Annotated in this window: 15 protein-coding genes and 2 tRNA genes; 4 read left to right on the forward strand and 13 right to left on the reverse strand. The window is 71.8% G+C overall.

The genetic code is table 11. The annotated features are described in order from the left end of the window. Positions 1–41: 41 nt before the first annotated feature. Positions 42–1,256: a hypothetical protein gene (locus AMK31_RS20025; RefSeq protein ID WP_073941951.1), complete on the reverse strand. Its 1,215-nt coding sequence runs from the start codon at positions 1,254–1,256 to the stop codon at positions 42–44. After that, positions 1,253–1,819: a DUF4365 domain-containing protein gene (locus tag AMK31_RS20030; RefSeq protein WP_073941952.1), complete on the reverse strand. Its 567-nt coding sequence runs from the start codon at positions 1,817–1,819 to the stop codon at positions 1,253–1,255. The genes AMK31_RS20025 and AMK31_RS20030 overlap by 4 nt, the downstream gene beginning before the upstream one ends. Positions 1,820–1,986: 167 nt before the next feature. Here AMK31_RS20030 and AMK31_RS20035 point away from each other — a divergent pair, with 167 nt between their 5' ends. Continuing rightward, entirely contained in the window at positions 1,987–2,715 is a 729-nt protein-coding gene (locus tag AMK31_RS20035; RefSeq protein ID WP_073941953.1) for a 3'-5' exonuclease, read from the forward strand. Between the two features lie 38 nt (positions 2,716–2,753). Here AMK31_RS20035 and AMK31_RS20040 read toward each other — a convergent pair. After that, positions 2,754–2,825 (reverse strand) — tRNA-Val (locus AMK31_RS20040). A gap of 39 nt (positions 2,826–2,864) precedes the next feature. Next, positions 2,865–3,311, reverse strand: coding sequence for an SRPBCC family protein (locus AMK31_RS20045; protein ID WP_073941954.1), 447 nt, complete (start codon positions 3,309–3,311; stop codon positions 2,865–2,867). A 102-nt stretch (positions 3,312–3,413) separates the two neighbouring features. On the opposite strand from AMK31_RS20045, the gene AMK31_RS20050 reads away from it, so the two are divergent. Then, positions 3,414–5,741 (forward strand): SCO7613 C-terminal domain-containing membrane protein, encoded by a 2,328-nt coding sequence (locus tag AMK31_RS20050; protein WP_385312775.1) that lies wholly within the window; start codon positions 3,414–3,416, stop codon positions 5,739–5,741. Between the two features lie 4 nt (positions 5,742–5,745). On the opposite strand, the gene AMK31_RS20055 is transcribed toward AMK31_RS20050, so the two are convergent. From AMK31_RS20055 to AMK31_RS20085, 7 genes are all read right to left on the reverse strand, one after another. Beyond that, a complete protein-coding gene (locus tag AMK31_RS20055) occupies positions 5,746–8,484 on the reverse strand; it encodes an exo-rhamnogalacturonan lyase family protein (RefSeq protein ID WP_073941956.1) in 2,739 nt (912 codons plus the stop codon). A 178-nt stretch (positions 8,485–8,662) separates the two neighbouring features. Beyond that, positions 8,663–9,262: a hypothetical protein gene (locus AMK31_RS20060; protein ID WP_073941957.1), complete on the reverse strand. Its 600-nt coding sequence runs from the start codon at positions 9,260–9,262 to the stop codon at positions 8,663–8,665. A gap of 10 nt (positions 9,263–9,272) precedes the next feature. Then, positions 9,273–10,148: a carbohydrate ABC transporter permease gene (locus AMK31_RS20065; protein ID WP_073941958.1), complete on the reverse strand. Its 876-nt coding sequence runs from the start codon at positions 10,146–10,148 to the stop codon at positions 9,273–9,275. Then, entirely contained in the window at positions 10,145–11,101 is a 957-nt protein-coding gene (locus AMK31_RS20070) for a carbohydrate ABC transporter permease (protein ID WP_073941959.1), read from the reverse strand. Before AMK31_RS20070 ends, AMK31_RS20065 begins: the two co-directional genes overlap by 4 nt. A 14-nt stretch (positions 11,102–11,115) precedes the next feature. After that, positions 11,116–12,402, reverse strand: a complete 1,287-nt coding sequence (locus AMK31_RS20075) for an ABC transporter substrate-binding protein (protein WP_073941960.1) — start codon at positions 12,400–12,402, stop codon at positions 11,116–11,118. 359 nt (positions 12,403–12,761) lie between these two features. After that, positions 12,762–12,833, reverse strand: a tRNA-Val gene (locus tag AMK31_RS20080). A 79-nt stretch (positions 12,834–12,912) separates the two neighbouring features. Then, positions 12,913–13,368, reverse strand: coding sequence for a TIGR02611 family protein (locus tag AMK31_RS20085; RefSeq protein ID WP_073941961.1), 456 nt, complete (start codon positions 13,366–13,368; stop codon positions 12,913–12,915). A 191-nt stretch (positions 13,369–13,559) separates the two neighbouring features. On the opposite strand from AMK31_RS20085, the gene AMK31_RS20090 reads away from it, so the two are divergent. Together AMK31_RS20090 and AMK31_RS20095 are read left to right on the forward strand one after the other, a co-directional pair. After that, positions 13,560–13,973, forward strand: coding sequence for an SsgA family sporulation/cell division regulator (locus AMK31_RS20090; protein ID WP_004002642.1), 414 nt, complete (start codon positions 13,560–13,562; stop codon positions 13,971–13,973). 534 nt (positions 13,974–14,507) lie between these two features. Further along, complete coding sequence (locus AMK31_RS20095; protein WP_073941962.1) at positions 14,508–15,068, forward strand: CGNR zinc finger domain-containing protein; 561 nt, start codon at positions 14,508–14,510, stop codon at positions 15,066–15,068. Positions 15,069–15,138: 70 nt separating this feature from the next. Here the strand turns inward: AMK31_RS20095 and AMK31_RS41045 are convergent, their stop codons facing one another. Then, positions 15,139–15,291, reverse strand: a complete 153-nt coding sequence (locus AMK31_RS41045) for a hypothetical protein (RefSeq protein WP_164873000.1) — start codon at positions 15,289–15,291, stop codon at positions 15,139–15,141. 167 nt (positions 15,292–15,458) lie between these two features. Beyond that, a complete protein-coding gene (locus AMK31_RS20100; protein WP_073941963.1) occupies positions 15,459–15,899 on the reverse strand; it encodes a hypothetical protein in 441 nt (146 codons plus the stop codon). Between the last annotated feature and the right edge of the window lie 109 nt (positions 15,900–16,008).

Here is a 16,008-nt window from a genome sequence, read left to right on the forward strand (position 1 = left end):
CAATAGGGGATCGTACCGACCCGGGCCCGCCCTCCGCGAAATCAGTCCCCGGCGCACGCCTCCTCGAAGAAGTCGAGATTCTCCTGGAGGGACTTCATCAGCCGGTCCCGTTCCGCCTCGTCCACCTGCACCGGTACGACGCCGGAGGCCCCGGTCAGCCGCCGGAAGCCGTCCCGGCTCTCCAGCCGCCCGTGCACCCGCACCGGCAGCCCCACGAGGTGTGCCTGCCCGGCGATGCGGTAGTCCTCCTCGTCGAGCACGAGCCGCACGTGCGGCACCTCCGCGCCGGCGAGCACCCGCAGCCGTACGTGGCCCTCGCCGCTCGGCCCGGACCTGCGCATCCGGACGACGGCGCCGGTGATCCGCACCGGCTGGGACGGCTCGGCGCGCCGGTAGCGGGCCCCGGCCTCGCGCAGCACGGGCAGGTCGCCGGGCGAGAACTCGACGGCCTCGGCGGAGGCGACCGCGCCCTCGGGGGTGCCGGCGGCGGGTGCCCACGCGACGGCGATCCGGGCTCCCTCGGTGCCCCGGACGAGGGCGGTCAGCGCCTCGGTGAGCTCGCGGCTGACGCCGGCCTCGACGGCGCCGTCGAAGGCGTCCATGCCGCCGGTGGCCCGCCGGTAGTCGATCGCCTCGCGGGCGGCGTACAGCGCCTGGTGGAGGCGTACGACCAGGGGGCGTCCGCCGGCGACGGGCACGAAGGCGGTGAGGGCGCGGCCGCCGTCGGCGGGGCCGGCCAGGACGTTCTCCAGTTCGGCGGCGGCCGCGCGGCGGTGCCGGGCCCCGTAGTAGCCGGCTCGCGCGCGGGTGGCGAGGGCGGCGGCGAGCAGGGTCTGGCGGGCGGCGGTGCGCAGCTGCTCCTCGACGGTCCAGGCGTCGGCGCCGGCCGGTCCGCCCGGGACGTCCCGCCACCAGCGGATCTCGTCGCTGGGCACGGCGAGCCCGACCAGCACCTCCCGGGCGGCGGGGCTGGCGCTGCGGGCGAGGGCGGTGAGGGCCTCGCCGAGCAGGTCGTCGCTGTCGGGGAAGGCGCGGCTCTCGGGGACGAGCAGGCTGGTGCCGCTGCCGCCGGGGCCGGGCGGGGTCCAGCGGCCGTAGCGGCCGGGGGCGCCGCCGCGGCGCTGCCAGCCGTGCCGGCGCAGCAGGGCGCTGAGCACGGCGGGGTCGACGCGGCCGGGCTCGGGCGGCTGGTCCCAGCGGATCTCGGGGTGCGGGCGCACCGGCCGCAGGGGCTCGTGGAGCGGGCGGTGGGTCATGGTCTGCCTCCGGTCCCGACCCGCGTCATGATCTCGCACAGCGCCCGGTCGTCGAAGATGCGTGCGGTCGGGATCCGCACGGTGGTGCGGTTGCGGCCGGTGATCGGGTGCCCGGCGAGGTTGACCCAGTAGCAGCAGTGCCTGAGGTCGAGGCGGTCGTGGCTGGCGCGCAGCCAGTCGTCCTGGGACCTGGGCACGAGCATCACGACGAGGATCTTGTGCACCGAGACCGGGGTCCGGGCGAGTTTCGCCAGGTGACCGTTGTCGAGCGTGAAGGAGAAGGAGCGGCCGGGAGGGTTGGGCGCGACCTGGTAGGTCGCCTTGAGCTGCACCTTGATGGTGACCTCGTCGTCGACGGTGTGGCCGGGCGCGCTGTGGCTGACGTGCCAGTCGATGCCGTTGTCGGGGAACGGCTGCGACAGCGAGCAGCCCGCGGCCGCGGCGACGGCGTGCAGATAGCCGACCTGCAGGGTCTCCATGCAGGCGGTGGTGGCGAGGGAACCGCGAAGGGGACCCGCGCGGTCGGGCAGCAGCCCGCCCCGCTCGGGCTGCGCTATCGCCATGGCCAACAGCCTTCCGAGCAAAGTGCTTCCCGTGCCGGGCCGCTGAACTGCGCGGACCCGTATCCCTGTTGTCTCCTCCCGGCGTACGGCGCAAACGGCCCGGGTATCACCAAACCGGCAGGAGACGGAACGTCAGCTGCCTCGGGTGAACGAGGAGTTGTGTAGGTATGACGTGCTGGTACGAGGGCCCTCTGGCGGCATTCGACACGGAGACTACGGGCGTGGACGTCGAGACCGACCGGATCGTGTCGGCCGCCCTCGTGGTGCAGGACGCACCGGGCACCCGCCCGCGGGTGAACCGCTGGCTGGTGAACCCGGGCGTGCCGGTGCCCGCCGAGGCGACGGCGGTGCACGGGCTGACGGAGGATCACCTGGCGCGCAACGGCCGCTGGCCGGCGCCGGTGATGCAGGAGATAGCCATGGGGCTGGCCGAGCAGGCCGGCCGCGGGCGTCCGCTGGTGGTGATGAACGCGCCGTTCGATCTGACGCTGCTGGACCGCGAGCTGCGCCGGCACCGGGCGTCGTCGCTGGCGCGCTGGTTCGAGTCGACGCCGCTGCTGGTGCTCGACCCGCGGGTGCTCGACAAGCATCTGGACCGCTACCGCAAGGGCCGCCGCACGCTGACCGACCTGTGCGCGCAGTACGGGGTGGGGCTGGACGACGCCCATGACGCGGCGGCGGACGCGCTGGCGGCACTGGAGGTCGTCCGGGCGGTCGGGCGGCGGTTCGCGTCCCGGCTGGAGCGCCTCTCCCCCGCCGAGCTGCACACACTCCAGGCGGTGTGGCACGCGGCGCAGGCGCGCGGGCTGCAGGCGTGGTTCGCGCGCAACGGCACCGAGGAGGCGGTGGACCCTGCGTGGCCGCTGCGTCCGGACCTGCCGGCGGCCGCGGCATGAAGAAGGCCGGTCCGCGATGGCGGACCGGCCTTTCCCGGTGGGCGATACTGGGTTCGAACCAGTGACCTCTTCGGTGTGAACGAAGCGCTCTCCCACTGAGCTAATCGCCCGGGAACGCACTGAACAATACAGGTCCCGGCGCCTTTCGTTCAAACCGCTTCCAGCCGGCCCGCCAGTCCGCGCCGTCCCGCGCGCATCATCAGCCCATGGTTGGCGCGGAAGAAGGGCCGCCCGGGCACCGCGAACCGCCGCAGCAGCGGTTTGCGGACGTGGACCTCCTGGTCGTAGCGGACGAGGCTGCCGGGGCCGTGCGCGGTGACGGTCCAGCGCGACCAGCCGTCGACGTCGCCGCTCAGTGCCGCCTCCAGCACTCCGGCCGCGGGGTCGCGGCGCACCTCGCGGGCGGTGAAGGTCATGTCGTAGGGCAGGAGCGAGCGGATCCGGATGGCGGCCGTGCGGTCGTCGACCTGGGTCACCTCGCGCACCTGCCGCCACCAGCGCGGATAGTCCTCGACCCGTTCAAGGGCGGCGTACACGGTGGCGGGCGGGGCGGGCAGGTGCCAGAGGCTGCGGAAGCGGTGGTGGGTCCAGTCCATGGGCGGAGTCTGTCCTGCTCAGCGCCTGGGTATCCGCGTCTGAGTACGTTCTGAGTACCCGCACTCATGTCCTGGCGGGTGACGGCGGCCACACTCCGAGCCATGACGCACATTCCGTCCCCCGCCGAGGAGTTGCGGCTCGTCGACGCCGAGCTGCACCGACTGGACGCCCGGCGCGCCCAGTTGCTGGCGCGCCGCGGCTGGCTGCTGTCGCAGTTGCAGCCGCTGCGACCGTTGCCGGCCGCCGTCCCGCCGCGTCCCGAGGCCACCGGCCCCCGGGTCCAGAACGTCCTGCTGGTGCTGGGCGGTGTGCTGCTCACCCTGGCGGCGGCCGCGTTCACGCTGGTCAGCTGGGGTCACCTGGGGATCGCCGGGCGAGCCGTGGTGCTGGGCGCGGTCACGGCGGCGGCGCTTGCGGTGCCAGTGCCGCTGCTGAAGCGGGGCCTGCGCTCCACCGCGGAGTCGGTGGCGGGGCTGGGTCTGGCGCTGACGGTGCTGGACGCGTACGCGCTGTACGCGGCCGCGCTGACGGGCACGGACGGCACGGCCTACGCGGCGGGCGCCTCGGCGGCGCTGGCGGCGGTCTGGGCGGCGTACGGTCTGCTGCTGCCCCGCGTGACCGGCCGGCCGCTGGTCCTGCCTGTGCCGGCCGCCGTGTGCGTGGCGCAACTCCCGCTGCCGCTGTGGGCGGTGGCGGCCGGCCCGGACGTGTCCGGGTTCGCGGCGGCCCTCCTGGTGACGGCGGCGGCCGACGCGGCGGTGGCGCTCCGGGTGTCCGCCGGGTCCGTGCGGATCGCCGCCGCCGTGGGCGCCTACGGCCTGGGCGGCTGGGGTGTGCTGGCGGCCGGCTGGCTGTCGTGGACGGCCGCCGGTCCGGGTGCCGCCGTCCCCGCGGCCGCGCTTCTGCTGCTGGCCACGGCGATCACGCTGGCCGGGGCGCGGGCGCCGCACGCCGGGATGGCGCTGGGCAACTCCGTCGCGGCGGGTCTGCTGGCGGTCGCCGCGCTCGGCGCGGTGCCCCGGTCGGCGCTGCCCGGCGCTTGGACGGTGCCGGTCCATCTGGCGTTCGGCATCGCCCTGTTGGGGCTGCTCGGCGTCACCCGGGTCCCGGAGGTGGTGCGCCGGGGGTTCGGCTGGGCCTCCGGGGCCGTGCAGGCGCTGGCCGTGGTGGCGGCGCTGCCGGTGGTGGCCGTCGCGCTGCTGGGGTCCCTCGGCCGGGCGGCGCGGGTCTGGTCGGGGGCGCCCGCGGACGCGCGGGCGGCCGTGACGGCCGACGTGCCGTGGCCGCCGGACAGCGCGACGGCGCCGTTGGCGCTGCTCGCGGTCGCGGCGGTGCTGGCCGTGACGGTCCGGGAGGCCGCTTGGCGGCCCCGCGCCCTGGACGCCGTGCTCGCCCTGGTGTGGGCGGCGGCGGTGGCCCTGCCGCCGGTCCTGCGGCTGCCGTACGTCGCCACGCTGGTGGTGCTGGGCCTGACGACGGCGGCGCTGCTGTGGCTGAGGCGGTTCACGGCGACCGTGCTCGCCGTCCTCACGTCGGCCGTCCTCGCCCTGCTCGCGCTGGCCACCGAGCCGGCCACTCTCACGGCGCTGGCCCTGCTGACGGCCGGTTTCGCGCTCGGCGCCCGCACGCCGGTGCCGGCGGCGGCCACGGCGGGGTACGCCACCGCGCTGCTCTGCGCGACGGGCGCCGCGCTGGACTGGTCGTCGGCGCACTGCGCGCCGCTGGTGCTGCTGGTGCCGGTGGCGGCGGCGCTGTGGGCGACGCGCACCGAGGGTGCGACCCGGCTGACGGCCGAGATCTTCGGGGTGGTCGCGGCGCTGGTCGCGGTCGGCCTGGCGGTGCCGGACGCGCCGATGCTGGCGCTGGTGCTGGCCCTCACCGGAGTGATCGCGGCGGCCACGGCCGTACGCCCCGACCGGCGTGCGGTCGGCCACGCGGCGGCCGCGCTGTTCGTGCTGGCCGCTTGGGTGCGGCTGGTGGCCTGGGAGGTGACCGTCCCGGAGGCCTACGCGCTGCCGGTGGCCGTCCCCGCGCTGGCCGTGGGCGTGCTGCGCCGGCGCCGTGACCCGCAGGCGTCGTCCTGGACGGCGTACGGCCCCGGTCTCGCCGCCGGCCTGCTGCCGAGCCTCGTCGCGGCCTGGGGCGACGCGCACTGGCAGCGCCCCCTGCTGCTGGGCACGGGGGCGCTGCTGGTGACGCTGGCCGGGGCCCGGCACCACCTCCGGGCACCGCTGCTGCTGGGCGGTGCGGTGCTCGCCCTGGTGACCCTGCACGAGCTGGCCCCGTACCTCGTGCAGGTGGCGGGCGCGCTCCCCCGCTGGGCGCCTCCCGCCCTCGCCGGACTGCTCCTGCTCGCCCTCGGGGCGACGTACGAGCAGCGGCTGCGGGACGTCCGGCGGGTGCGGGAGACGCTGGGGCGCATGAACTAGGCGGCTACGACGGCATCCTGTCGCCGAGCAGGGCCAGGTTCTCGATGGCGGCGAGGCCGTACAGGGCGGTGTCGTTGGTGGACACCCAGCCGGCCTCGCTGCCCTCGACCAGGGCGGTGGGGCCGCTGACCTTCTCGGTCTTCCAGGGCGCGGACTCCTTGTAGCCGTCGGAGTTGTAGAACTTGTCCCAGGCCCGCTTGGCGAGCTTCTCGTCGCCGGTCTTGACGGCCGCGTAGGCGTCGAGGCGGGAGTGGCCCTGGAAGAGGATGAGGCTGCCGAAGTTGGAGCCGTAGCGGGCGGCCTGCTCGGTCTTGCTCGCGTTGAAGTAGCGGCAGTAGTCGAAGTAGGCCTCGTTGAACTTCGGCATGTCGACGAGGTCGATGAGTTCGGCGCACAGCTCGTTGAGGCCGAACACCGCCGACAGGTGCGAGACCCCCACGACCGGCTTCTCTGCGATGGCGAACCTGCCGGTGTCCAGGTCGTACAGGCCGGTGCCCTGGACGAAGCCGTTGGGCTGGGCGGCGATGGTCTCCATCGTCGACAGCACGCGCGCCTTGGCCTTCTCCCACTTCGGGCCCTTGCGCTCCCACTCGGTGAGCCACGCCGAGACCAGTCCGCTCCAGTCGGTGCCGAAGCCGATCGAGAGGGCGTGCCGGTCGGGTGTGTACGGCTCGGTGCGGATCTTGCGGATCGGGTCGAGGACGAGGAACGTCTCGTCGGAGTCGACGTTGGCGTGCATGAGGTCGCCGACCCGCTCGTCCGCCGTGAGGAAGTAGTAGTAGCGGCGGTAGGTGGTGTTGGCGATGCGCTGCTGCTTGGCGCTGTCGGCGTAGTGCTGGACGCCGTGCCGGGTGCCGAGGCCGGCCCACTTGCCCAGGTGGTAGACGTCGACCTCGCCGGTGTGCCGGGTCATGGCCTCGGCGAACCGGAAGATGTCGGCGCGGCCGGAGCGCAGGTACGCGTACCAGAGCCACAGGTCCGGCGACAGCTCGGAGTTGTCCCAGGCGTAGCCGCCGACGTCGTACCGCCACTGGTGCCGGACGGTGTCGTAGGTGTGCATGATGTCGCCGTAGTCCCAGAAGCCGTACCACCGGCGCATCTCCACCTGGTCCTTGTAATAGGTGAAGAGGAAGTCGAGGTGGTCCTCGATCTTCGCCTTGGCCGGGGTGGAGCGGTCGGGCTCGGCGTACAGGCCCTTGCCGAAGACGCCCGCCTTGATGAGCTGCTTGGGCGGGGCGGCGAGCTGGGGCAGGACGCGGACGGCCTCGACCTGCTCGGCGAGCGTCTCGGCGCTCGGGGTGGACTCGTTGGCCCAGAAGAGGAGTTCGGAGGTACGGGCGATGCCGTAGGGGGTGCCGAACTCGGGCTCGTAGTCCTCGTAGGTGATGTTGAGGCCTTCGAGCTGCTCGGGGTAGGTGTCCTGGCCCAGGCCGTCGTGGTAGAAGCGCAGGTCCATGGGCTGCGCCTCGGGTGACCAGAGCCAGACGGTGACCTCGGCCTCGTCGGTGTGGGCGTCGCGGATGTCGAGCTGGGCGGGGAACTTCTCCCAGAAGTCGCGCAGGCCGAAGGAGAGGCCGCCGCTGACGCCGCCGACGTAGCCGAAGCCGGAGGCCCGCCGGCCGCCGCCCGCGCCGATCCAGCCGTGGCCCTGCTTGGTGCGCTTGCGCAGGGTGAAGCCGTCGGCGGAGAGCTGGGAGAGGGTGTAGTCGCCCCACTCGGGGATGTACTGCAGGCGGGTGGTGACCCGCTGGTCCCAGGTCGAGGGGTCGGGCAGCTTCCTGCCCTCGAACTGCGCGGACTGCACCGCGGCGCCCGGGTCGCGGCGCAGTCCGGTGATGCCCTTGACGGCCTCGCGGAGCATGCCGGTGCCCTCGCCGCCGATGCGGATGTGGCGGTCGTACGACTGGTCGCGCATCGGCACGGTGAAGCGGACGCCGATGCCGCGGATGAAGTCGCCGGAGGCCTTGCCGGGTTCCTGGGTGCCGTCGTAGGTGATGGTGTGCACCATGCGGAAGGAGTCGGCGCCCGCGTAGAAGTAGAGCCGGACGGAGAACGGCAGCCAGCCGCGGTTGCCCTTGCGGTGCTTGCCGTCGATGCGGACGACCGCGCGGACCGGGCCCTCCTGCTCGACCTTCACCTCGTCGATGGCGCTCTCGAAGCGCTCGTACTTGACCGTGCCCTGGTCCCCGTCCTCGATCTCCGGCTGGCGGAGCAGGACGAGGCGGCCGTTCTTCGCGATCTCCGTGGAGCCGCGGGTGACCGACTTGACCAGTGTGGAGCCGGACTTGCCGATCCTGGCGGTGATGACGCCGGTGGAGATGTCGACGGTGCCGCCGCTCTTGTCGACGGTGACCTTCTTCCCGGGGGCGGTGGGCTTGCCCGCGGTCAGGGTGAGTTTGCCGGTGCCGGAGCTGACGGCGTGCGCGGTCCACTTCAGGGAGCCGTCGGGCCAGTAGGCGATCGGCCAGGACTGGACGGGGACGGCGGTGCCGTTCTCGTCGGTGAGCGCGAAGGTCTGGTCCTCCTGGTACGCGCCCTTGGGCCAGGGCACGCCGAGGGTGGAGCCGGGCGCGGCGCCGAGACCGCCGTCCTCCAGCCAGTCGAGGACGACGGGTTCCGCCTCGGCGGTCTCCGCTCCGGGCGCGGCCTGGGCGTCCTGCGCCCCCAGCGCCCAGCTGAACTGGGCGGCGGCTCCGGCGACGGCGGCCGCCTTGAGGATGGACCTGCGGGGGATGGGGGACATGGCCTTTTCCTTTCCGTACGGGTACGGGTTGCCAAGGGCATGACAGACAGAGGTACGGCGCACGGGGCGCCGCCCTCGAGGGAGCCAGGCGCGCTCGGCGCGCCGCCCGGGGACGAGAGTGCTTGACGAGACGAGCGGCACCCCGCGGGGCGCCGCCCCTGATGTGCGGCACCGCGCGTCAGCGGTGCCGGTACCGCTCCTCCACGGCGACGGCGGCCGCCGCGACGGCCCCGAGCACCGGAACCGCCAGCGGCGGGACGAGCCAGCCCGAGCAGGCGACGACGGCGAGGCCGCCGACCAGCAGGAAGGACCCTGCCGGGTCCACGACCGTGCGGCGGCCGGCCGCGCCGAGCAGCGCGCGCCAGGACTCGCCCGGTGTCCAGGTCGCCGCCGCCCGCATCCCGGCGACGGCGGCGGCGATGAGCGCGAGCAGGCCGACCGCTCCGACCAGCGGTCCGCCGGGAAGCCCGGCCCGCGCGGCCTGGACGTCCACCCAGACGGCGGCCACCGCGGCCCAGCCGGCCAGGCCGACCAGCCAGCCGCGGCGCACAGCCGCCCGGAAGTCGGCGGCGAACTCCCGCAAGCCGCCCGCCGTGTGGGCCGTACGACGCCGCAGATGCCGTGCGCCGGCGGCGAACGCGGCGGGGTAGGTGACGATCCCGAGACAGGCCACGGCGATCCACACGCCGGTGAGCAGGGACTCGGCGAAGACACTGAACCGCTCGCCGAGGACCGGCTCCTTGCGCGGAGCGCGGGCTTTCACGCGTGCTTGCGCCATGGTCACCGCCTCAGCCCTTCAGTCCGGACGTCGCCATACCGTCGATGAGGTAGCGCTGGAAGGCCATGAAGAAGGCGATGACCGGCACCAGCGCCACCAGCGACATCGCGATCATGCTGCCGTAATTGGAGATGCCCTCCTGGTCGCGGAACATCATCAGACCGAGCGACACGGTGTACTTCTCGGGGGTGTTGAGGTAGATCAACGGCCCCATGAAGTCGTTCCAGGCGTTGATGAAGGTGAAGATGGCGCTGGTGATGATGGCGGGGCGGCTCAGTGGCAGCACGATGGCCCAGTAGGTCCTCAGGTGCCCGCAGCCGTCAAGCTTGGCGGCCTCGTCCAGCTCACGCGGCAGTCCGCGCATGAACTGCACCATCAGGAAGACGAAGAACGCCTCCGTGGCCAGGAACTTGCCCGCGACGAGCGGCACCAGGGTGTCGGTGAGCTCAAGGTTCCGGAAGAGCACGTACTGCGGGATGAGCAGCACGTGGTACGGCAGCAGCAGCGTGCCGATCATCAGCGTGAACAGCAGGTTCCGCCCGGCGAACCGGATCTTGGCGAAGGCGTACGCGGTCAGCGAGCTGGACAGCACGACGCCCACGACGGCGAGGGCCGCGTACATCAGCGAGTTCCAGAAGAAGCTGCTGATGGCGATGCCGGAGATGCCGTCGGCGAGTCCGGAGAAGTTCTCGAAGACCGGTTCGGTGGGCAGCAGGTCGAGGCTGGCGATGATGTCCTTGCTCGGCTTGAACGAGGCACCGACCACCCAGACCACGGGGTAGAGGACGACCGCGAGGACGATGAGCGCGCCCGCGTGCCAGGCGATCGATCCGGTGCGCCGCCGTTCGCCGGCGGTGCGCACGACAGGGGTGGTGGCAGTGGTCACTTGGCGGCCTCCTCGTAGTGCACCCACTTCTTCTGGGACCAGAACAGGACCGCCGTGACGAGCGCCACCGCGACCACCAGCGTCCAGGCCATGGCGGAGGCGAAGCCCATCTGGGCCTCCTTGAAGCCCTTCTGGTAGAGGTAACAGGTGTAGACGAGCGTGGCGTCGGCCGGCCCGCACCGGGTGTCGGAGACGACGTACGCGGAGCCGAACACCTGGAACGCGTGGATGGACTCCAGCAGCACGTTGAAGAACAGCACCGGGGAGATCATCGGCAGCGTGATGTTCCAGAACCGCCTGAGGGGACCGGCCCCGTCCACCTCGGCGGCCTCGTACAGCTCCTGCGGGACCTGCTTGAGGCCGGCCAGGAAGATGACCATCGGCGCGCCGAACTGCCAGATGCTCAGCGCCACCAGCGAGTAGAGGACGTAGTCCGGGTTGCCGATCCAGCCTCCGACGTCGAACCCGAAGACCGTCTGCGTGCGATCCACGATCGCGTCGTCCGAGAACAGCGCCCGCCACACGAAGCCCACGGAGACGCTGGCGCCGATCAGCGAGGGCATGTAGAACGCGGCGCGGTACAGGCCCTGGCCGCGCCGCTTCTGCGCGAGCAGCAGCGCGACGCCGAGCGCGAGCAGCAGCTTCAGCGGCGTGGCCACGACGACGTACTTCAGCGTGACCTCGACCGACTTCTGCCAGCGCGGGTCCTGGAACATCGTCGTGAAGTTGTCCAGCCCCACCCACTTCGGTGGCGTGAACAGGTTGTAGCTGGTGAACGCGTAGTACAGCGACGCGATCATCGGCCCCGCCGTGAGCAGCAGGAATCCCGCGATCCACGGCGACATGAAGAGATAACCGGCGAGGTTCTCGCGGCGCCGCCCGCGCCGCCCCGCGGCGGGCGCGGCGGGCCGCTTCCCGGCCGGGCGCGCGGGCGCTTCCTTGACGAGCGTCATGGTGGTACGTCCCCTCAGCCCGCGAACGCGGCCTTTGCCTCGCTGAACAGCGCCTTGGCGGCGTCGGCCGGCTTGGTCTTGCCCTGGGCGACCTCACCGCCGAGACGCAGGAACGCCGCCTCGATGACATCGGCGCCGGACGGGTGCGGAGTGATCTTCCCGAGCACGCCGGCCGCGGCGACCTCCTCCTCGTAGGCCTTGACGCCCTTGTTGGTCTCGTCGGCGGGCGCGAACGCCTCGTACTGCTCGGTCGTGGCGAGGATGCCGCGGTCGTAGCCCATGATCTTGCCGACCTCCGGGTCGTGGACCATGAAGTCGATGAACTGGGCGACCTCCTTCGGGTGTTCGGTCCCGGAGAAGGCGCTGAGCATCAGCGAGCCGAGGTACTGACCGGTGTCCTTGCCGTTCGTGGTGGGGATCGGCGCGAGGCCGTAGTCCGACTCGCCCTCGCCCTCGTAACGGATGGAGAAGTTGTCCCAGGTGAACTCGGACGCGGCGAGACCCGCCGACAGACCGGACTTGGGCGCGACCTGCTCGATCTTCTTGGGGTCGGCGACCAGCCCGGAGCGCACGCGCTTGTAGCCGTCCTCCCACCACTGCGTCAGATCGTCCTCGGTGAAGCCCAGGGCGTCCTCGGTGAAGAAGGCCTTGCCGTTCTGACGCAGGTACAGGTCGTAGAGGTACATGATGCCGAAGTAGCCGGTGTCACCGGCGATCTTCAGCTTGTCCTGGATCCTCTGCAGCGCGTCGAAGTACTCGTCCCAGGTCCAGCCGAACTCCGGCTCCACGCCCGCCTTCTTGAACGCCTTGAGGTCGATGACGAGCGCCATGGTGTTGGCGCCGACGGGAATGCCGATCTGCTTGCCGTCGACCTGACCGTTCGCCAGAACGCCGTTGCGGAAGTTCTCCAGGTTCAGATGTCCCGCGTCGGCCTGCGACTTGAGGTCCATGAGAACGCCGCGCTTGTCGTACTTGCGCAGGAAGCCGACCGCATTCTGGAAAACGTCCGGCGGATTTCCACCGGAGGCCTGGGTCTGGAACTTCTCCCAGAAGGCCGCGTAGTCGGTGAATTCCGGCTTGATCTTGATCTTCGGATACTTCTTCTCGAAGAGCGCGATGGACTTCTTGATGGCGATGGTGCGCGGCTCGCCGCCCCACCACGCGTAACGGAGTGTCACCGTCCCGTCGGCGGAGGCGCCTCCGCCACCACCGCAACCGGTCGTCGCCGCCAGCCCGAGGGTGGCCGCCGAGGCTCCCGCCACCTTGAGGATCGTGCGCCTCTCCACACTTCTGCCTGCCACCGTCAGACCCCTCCCCGCGGCGTCCTTGCCGCTGCATGAATCGTTTCAAGTAAGCGCTTGCTGGCACAAGGTACGAAGGGGTTCCGGGTGCGTCAATGATTCGGACAGGAATTTCTTGCGACCGAGATCGACCGGCTGGCGGGTCGCGACGGCCGCAGGGCCTGCCTGATGGGGTGACGCAGCAGGTGAGGGCGATGCGACCGACATTTCGAACGAGGTGCAGCCTGCCGCACGAAATGGCCGTGCGGCCGAAACTCGCCGCAGAGCGCGGACATGACAGGAAGCCGGCGGCCGCCCGGCCACCCCCGCACACACGACGGCGGCCCGCCTGCTTCTCGCAGACGGGCCGCCGTGCCGGGTGGGCGATACTGGGTTCGAACCAGTGACCTCTTCGGTGTGAACGAAGCGCTCTCCCACTGAGCTAATCGCCCGGGCGCAGGAAGAACATTACCCCATGTCAGGGGGTGCCTGTGACCACTCTCGGCCGCACGCCCGCGCCCCGGCCGCGGATCACTGATCCTTGATGCTCCACGGCATGACGAGACCGAACTTCCACAGATAGATCCCGGCCAGCACGCCCACGATCACCAGACCGAGCACGGTCAGGATGATGTTGCGCCGCCGCACCTTCGGATCCAGGGCCCGCTGAGCCGCCTCGGTGACCTTGCGCTTGGTCCAGCGCAGCACCAGCTGGGCCCAGACGAACTCGGTCGCCCAGATCGCCATGCCGCCGAAGATCACGACCCAGCCCGGTCCCGGCAGGGGCAGCATGATGATGCCGGCCACGACGACCGCCAGGCCCACGACGAAGACGCCGACCTGCCAGCTCAGGTGAAGCACCCGGCGCGCCTTGATGAACTCCGGCGCCCGGGAGCCGAGTCCCTGCTCGCTCCGCACCCCGCTCGTCCCCGTCTCGTCCGCAGTCATGGCGACGACCTCGCCAGACTCGTTACTCCCCGTATTCATACGGCCAAACCCTACCGGACCGAAACCGGTCACCGAAATGGACGCACCGGACGAAGAGGTTCTCGGCCGGATGAGTTACCTAAACACACGCAAAACCCTCAGAGGGGTTTACAACGGCACCGTAGGTGGCATGTCGATTTCGCCGACGTGCGAATCCCCGAGCGCACACTGAGCGAAAGGCCCTGGCGCTTATGAACACCACGGTCAGCTGCGAGCTGCACCTGCGCCTCGTTGTGTCGAGCGAGTCCTCCCTGCCTGTCCCCGCAGGCCTGCGGTACGACACGGCCGACCCCTACGCCGTGCACGCCACCTTCCACACCGGAGCCGAGGAGACCGTCGAGTGGGTGTTCGCCCGCGACCTCCTCGCCGAGGGGCTTCACCGGCCCACAGGTACCGGCGACGTCCGCGTCTGGCCGTCGCGTAGCCATGGTCAGGGCGTGGTGTGCATCGCCCTGAGCTCCCCGGAGGGAGAGGCGCTGCTCGAGGCCCCGGCGCGGGCCCTGGAGTCGTTCCTGAAGCGAACGGACGCCGCCGTGCCGCCCGGCACGGAACACCGTCACTTCGACCTTGATCAGGAGCTCTCGCACATCCTGGCGGAAAGCTAGGAGAGCCCCCACAGAGCCGCCCGGCGCCGTCCACTCGGGGAGACGGCTCGGGCCAAGACGGCCGCATGCGGCACACCGGCGCCGTCCCGCACGCCGAGCGTGAGGGGCGGCGCCGGTGTGCGCGCGTGAGGGGCGGGATCCAGGCGTCCGGGGGCGACGGCGAGATTCGGCCGGGCTCGGCTGGGGGTGGTGACGCTGTGTGTCCGAACCCTGCCCTCTCCCCGCTTTCCACACGTTGAGAGAGTGGCCCCTCGCGGCGAGTGACTTGGCTCTCACGGAGCGAGTGAGCTCCCGCGGCGAGCAGGCGGCCTCTTACGGTGAGGCAGTGACCTTTTGCCGTGAGTGAGCAGGTCCGTGGTCCGTGGGGGCGCTGGGCGGAGCCGTGAAAAACCCGGCGGTTCCGGGAACACCGCAGGCCGGGCCCCCGTTCTCAGGGCAAGCGCGGACGGGAACGGGCCAGGGGCCGCCGGGGAGCCATTACCATCGGCCACCACCGACGGGCGTCCGCCCGACCCCCAGGCCAGGGAGCGAAACGTGCTGATCACCCACGACACCCGGTGCGCACTCGACACCGTGGTGGATCTGGTGAACACCGCACCGGAGGACGACACGACCCCGGACGGGCTGGCGGATGTCACGGCCCTCGACGAGTTCGTACGATCGCACCAGATCAGCGATGTCGGCACGCTCTCGGAGTTCGATCTCTCGGCCGTGCGCAAGATCCGTGGCCGGTTCGCCGGGATCTTCGCCGCCCCGGACGCCCGGTCCGCCGCGGTGATCATCAACGAGCTGGTCGCCTCGGCGGGCACCACGCCCCGTCTCACCGACCACGACGGCTACGACTGGCACGTCCACTACTTCGCCCCCGGCGCCTCCGTCGCCGACCACCTGGCGGCCGACTGCGGCATGGCGCTGGCGTTCTTCGTGGTCGCCGGTGAGCAGGAGCGGCTGCGGCGCTGCGAGGCACCCGACTGCCGACGCGCCTTCGTCGACCTCTCCCGGAACCGTTCCCGGCGGTACTGCGACAGCCGCACCTGCGGGAACCGTCTTCATGTGGCCGCCTACCGGGCCCGCCGCAAGGAGGCGGCCGGCTGACGGCCGGGCGGTCCGGACACCGGTGCCGTCGCGGCCCCCGGCGGGTGGCGCCGGGGACCACGGGTACGGCTCACAGCAACAGCAGGTCGTGCAGCGCAGCCGTGAGCAGCAGACACCCGATCACCGCAAGGAAGATCATCAGCGGTGGCTGGGAAAGGGCGAAGAGACATCCGCGCGGTTCGTCCTGAGGCGGCGCGGCATCGCTCTGTGTCGTGTCCAGCATCTCGCCGGCGATGATGGCGCAGACGGGACCCTTGACACGCCCCGCAGACCCCGGTTCGTGCGGTACTTCACCGGATCACGTGGTCTGGCGGCGCGATCTTCACTAAGCTTCGCCGGCTCGTGAGGGGGACGCTCCTGTGACGATTCAGCCCGCACCGGGCGCGGGCGTCATATGCCGTGCTTCTTGAGGATGGCCTCGATGTCGCTGAAGTCGTCCGCGGAGTCGGCGGGGGACTTCCGCTGCGGGCGGGTCGCCGGGCGGGAGGCCTGTCCCAGGGAGGGCGCCGAGGCCTGCGGGGCGACCACGTCCGGCCGTCCCTCGGCCGAGACGGCCCCGCGGCCCCGTCGGCCGCCGCGTCGGCGCTCGACCGCACGCGTGCCGACGAAGAGCAGCCAGGCGGCGCCCAGCACCCCGAAGCCCGCCCAGGCGACCGGGCTGAAGGCGGTGTCGGCGGCCCACTGGACGGCACCGGTCATGACCAGGCCCAGGGGGACGAGGGAGTAGGCGGCGATTCTCGCGGCCGCGAGGAACCGCTTGCGGTACGCCGTGATCGCCGCGATGCCCAGGCCGGCCGCGGAGACGGCGGAACAGACGGTCTCGGCAATCATCCGGTCCTCCAGCTGGGCTCGATGGCGGGAGCACTGCGTCCCCCTCCATCCTGCACCGCCCACACCCCGCCCGGCCATGCTCCACCCGGACATCAGGGACATCTCCGGG

It is taken from the genome of Streptomyces sp. TSRI0107, assembly GCF_001905845.1.
Lineage (GTDB): Bacteria > Actinomycetota > Actinomycetes > Streptomycetales > Streptomycetaceae > Streptomyces.

Excerpts from the sequence above, each read along its gene's own strand:
- AMK31_RS20055 (WP_073941956.1), bottom strand. The coding sequence starts at position 8,484 with ATGTCCCCCATCCCCCGCAGGTCCATCCTCAAGGCGGCCGCCGTCGCC.
- AMK31_RS20085 (WP_073941961.1), bottom strand. The coding sequence starts at position 13,368 with ATGAATACGGGGAGTAACGAGTCTGGCGAGGTCGTCGCCATGACTGCG.
- AMK31_RS20050 (WP_385312775.1), top strand. The coding sequence starts at position 3,414 with ATGACGCACATTCCGTCCCCCGCCGAGGAGTTGCGGCTCGTCGACGCC.
- AMK31_RS41045 (WP_164873000.1), bottom strand. The coding sequence starts at position 15,291 with ATGCTGGACACGACACAGAGCGATGCCGCGCCGCCTCAGGACGAACCG.
- AMK31_RS20070 (WP_073941959.1), bottom strand. The coding sequence starts at position 11,101 with ATGACGCTCGTCAAGGAAGCGCCCGCGCGCCCGGCCGGGAAGCGGCCC.
- AMK31_RS20035 (WP_073941953.1), top strand. The coding sequence starts at position 1,987 with ATGACGTGCTGGTACGAGGGCCCTCTGGCGGCATTCGACACGGAGACT.
- AMK31_RS20030 (WP_073941952.1), bottom strand. The coding sequence starts at position 1,819 with ATGGCGATAGCGCAGCCCGAGCGGGGCGGGCTGCTGCCCGACCGCGCG.
- AMK31_RS20090 (WP_004002642.1), top strand. The coding sequence starts at position 13,560 with ATGAACACCACGGTCAGCTGCGAGCTGCACCTGCGCCTCGTTGTGTCG.
- AMK31_RS20100 (WP_073941963.1), bottom strand. The coding sequence starts at position 15,899 with ATGATTGCCGAGACCGTCTGTTCCGCCGTCTCCGCGGCCGGCCTGGGC.
- AMK31_RS20060 (WP_073941957.1), bottom strand. The coding sequence starts at position 9,262 with ATGGCGCAAGCACGCGTGAAAGCCCGCGCTCCGCGCAAGGAGCCGGTC.
- AMK31_RS20045 (WP_073941954.1), bottom strand. The coding sequence starts at position 3,311 with ATGGACTGGACCCACCACCGCTTCCGCAGCCTCTGGCACCTGCCCGCC.
- AMK31_RS20025 (WP_073941951.1), bottom strand. The coding sequence starts at position 1,256 with ATGACCCACCGCCCGCTCCACGAGCCCCTGCGGCCGGTGCGCCCGCAC.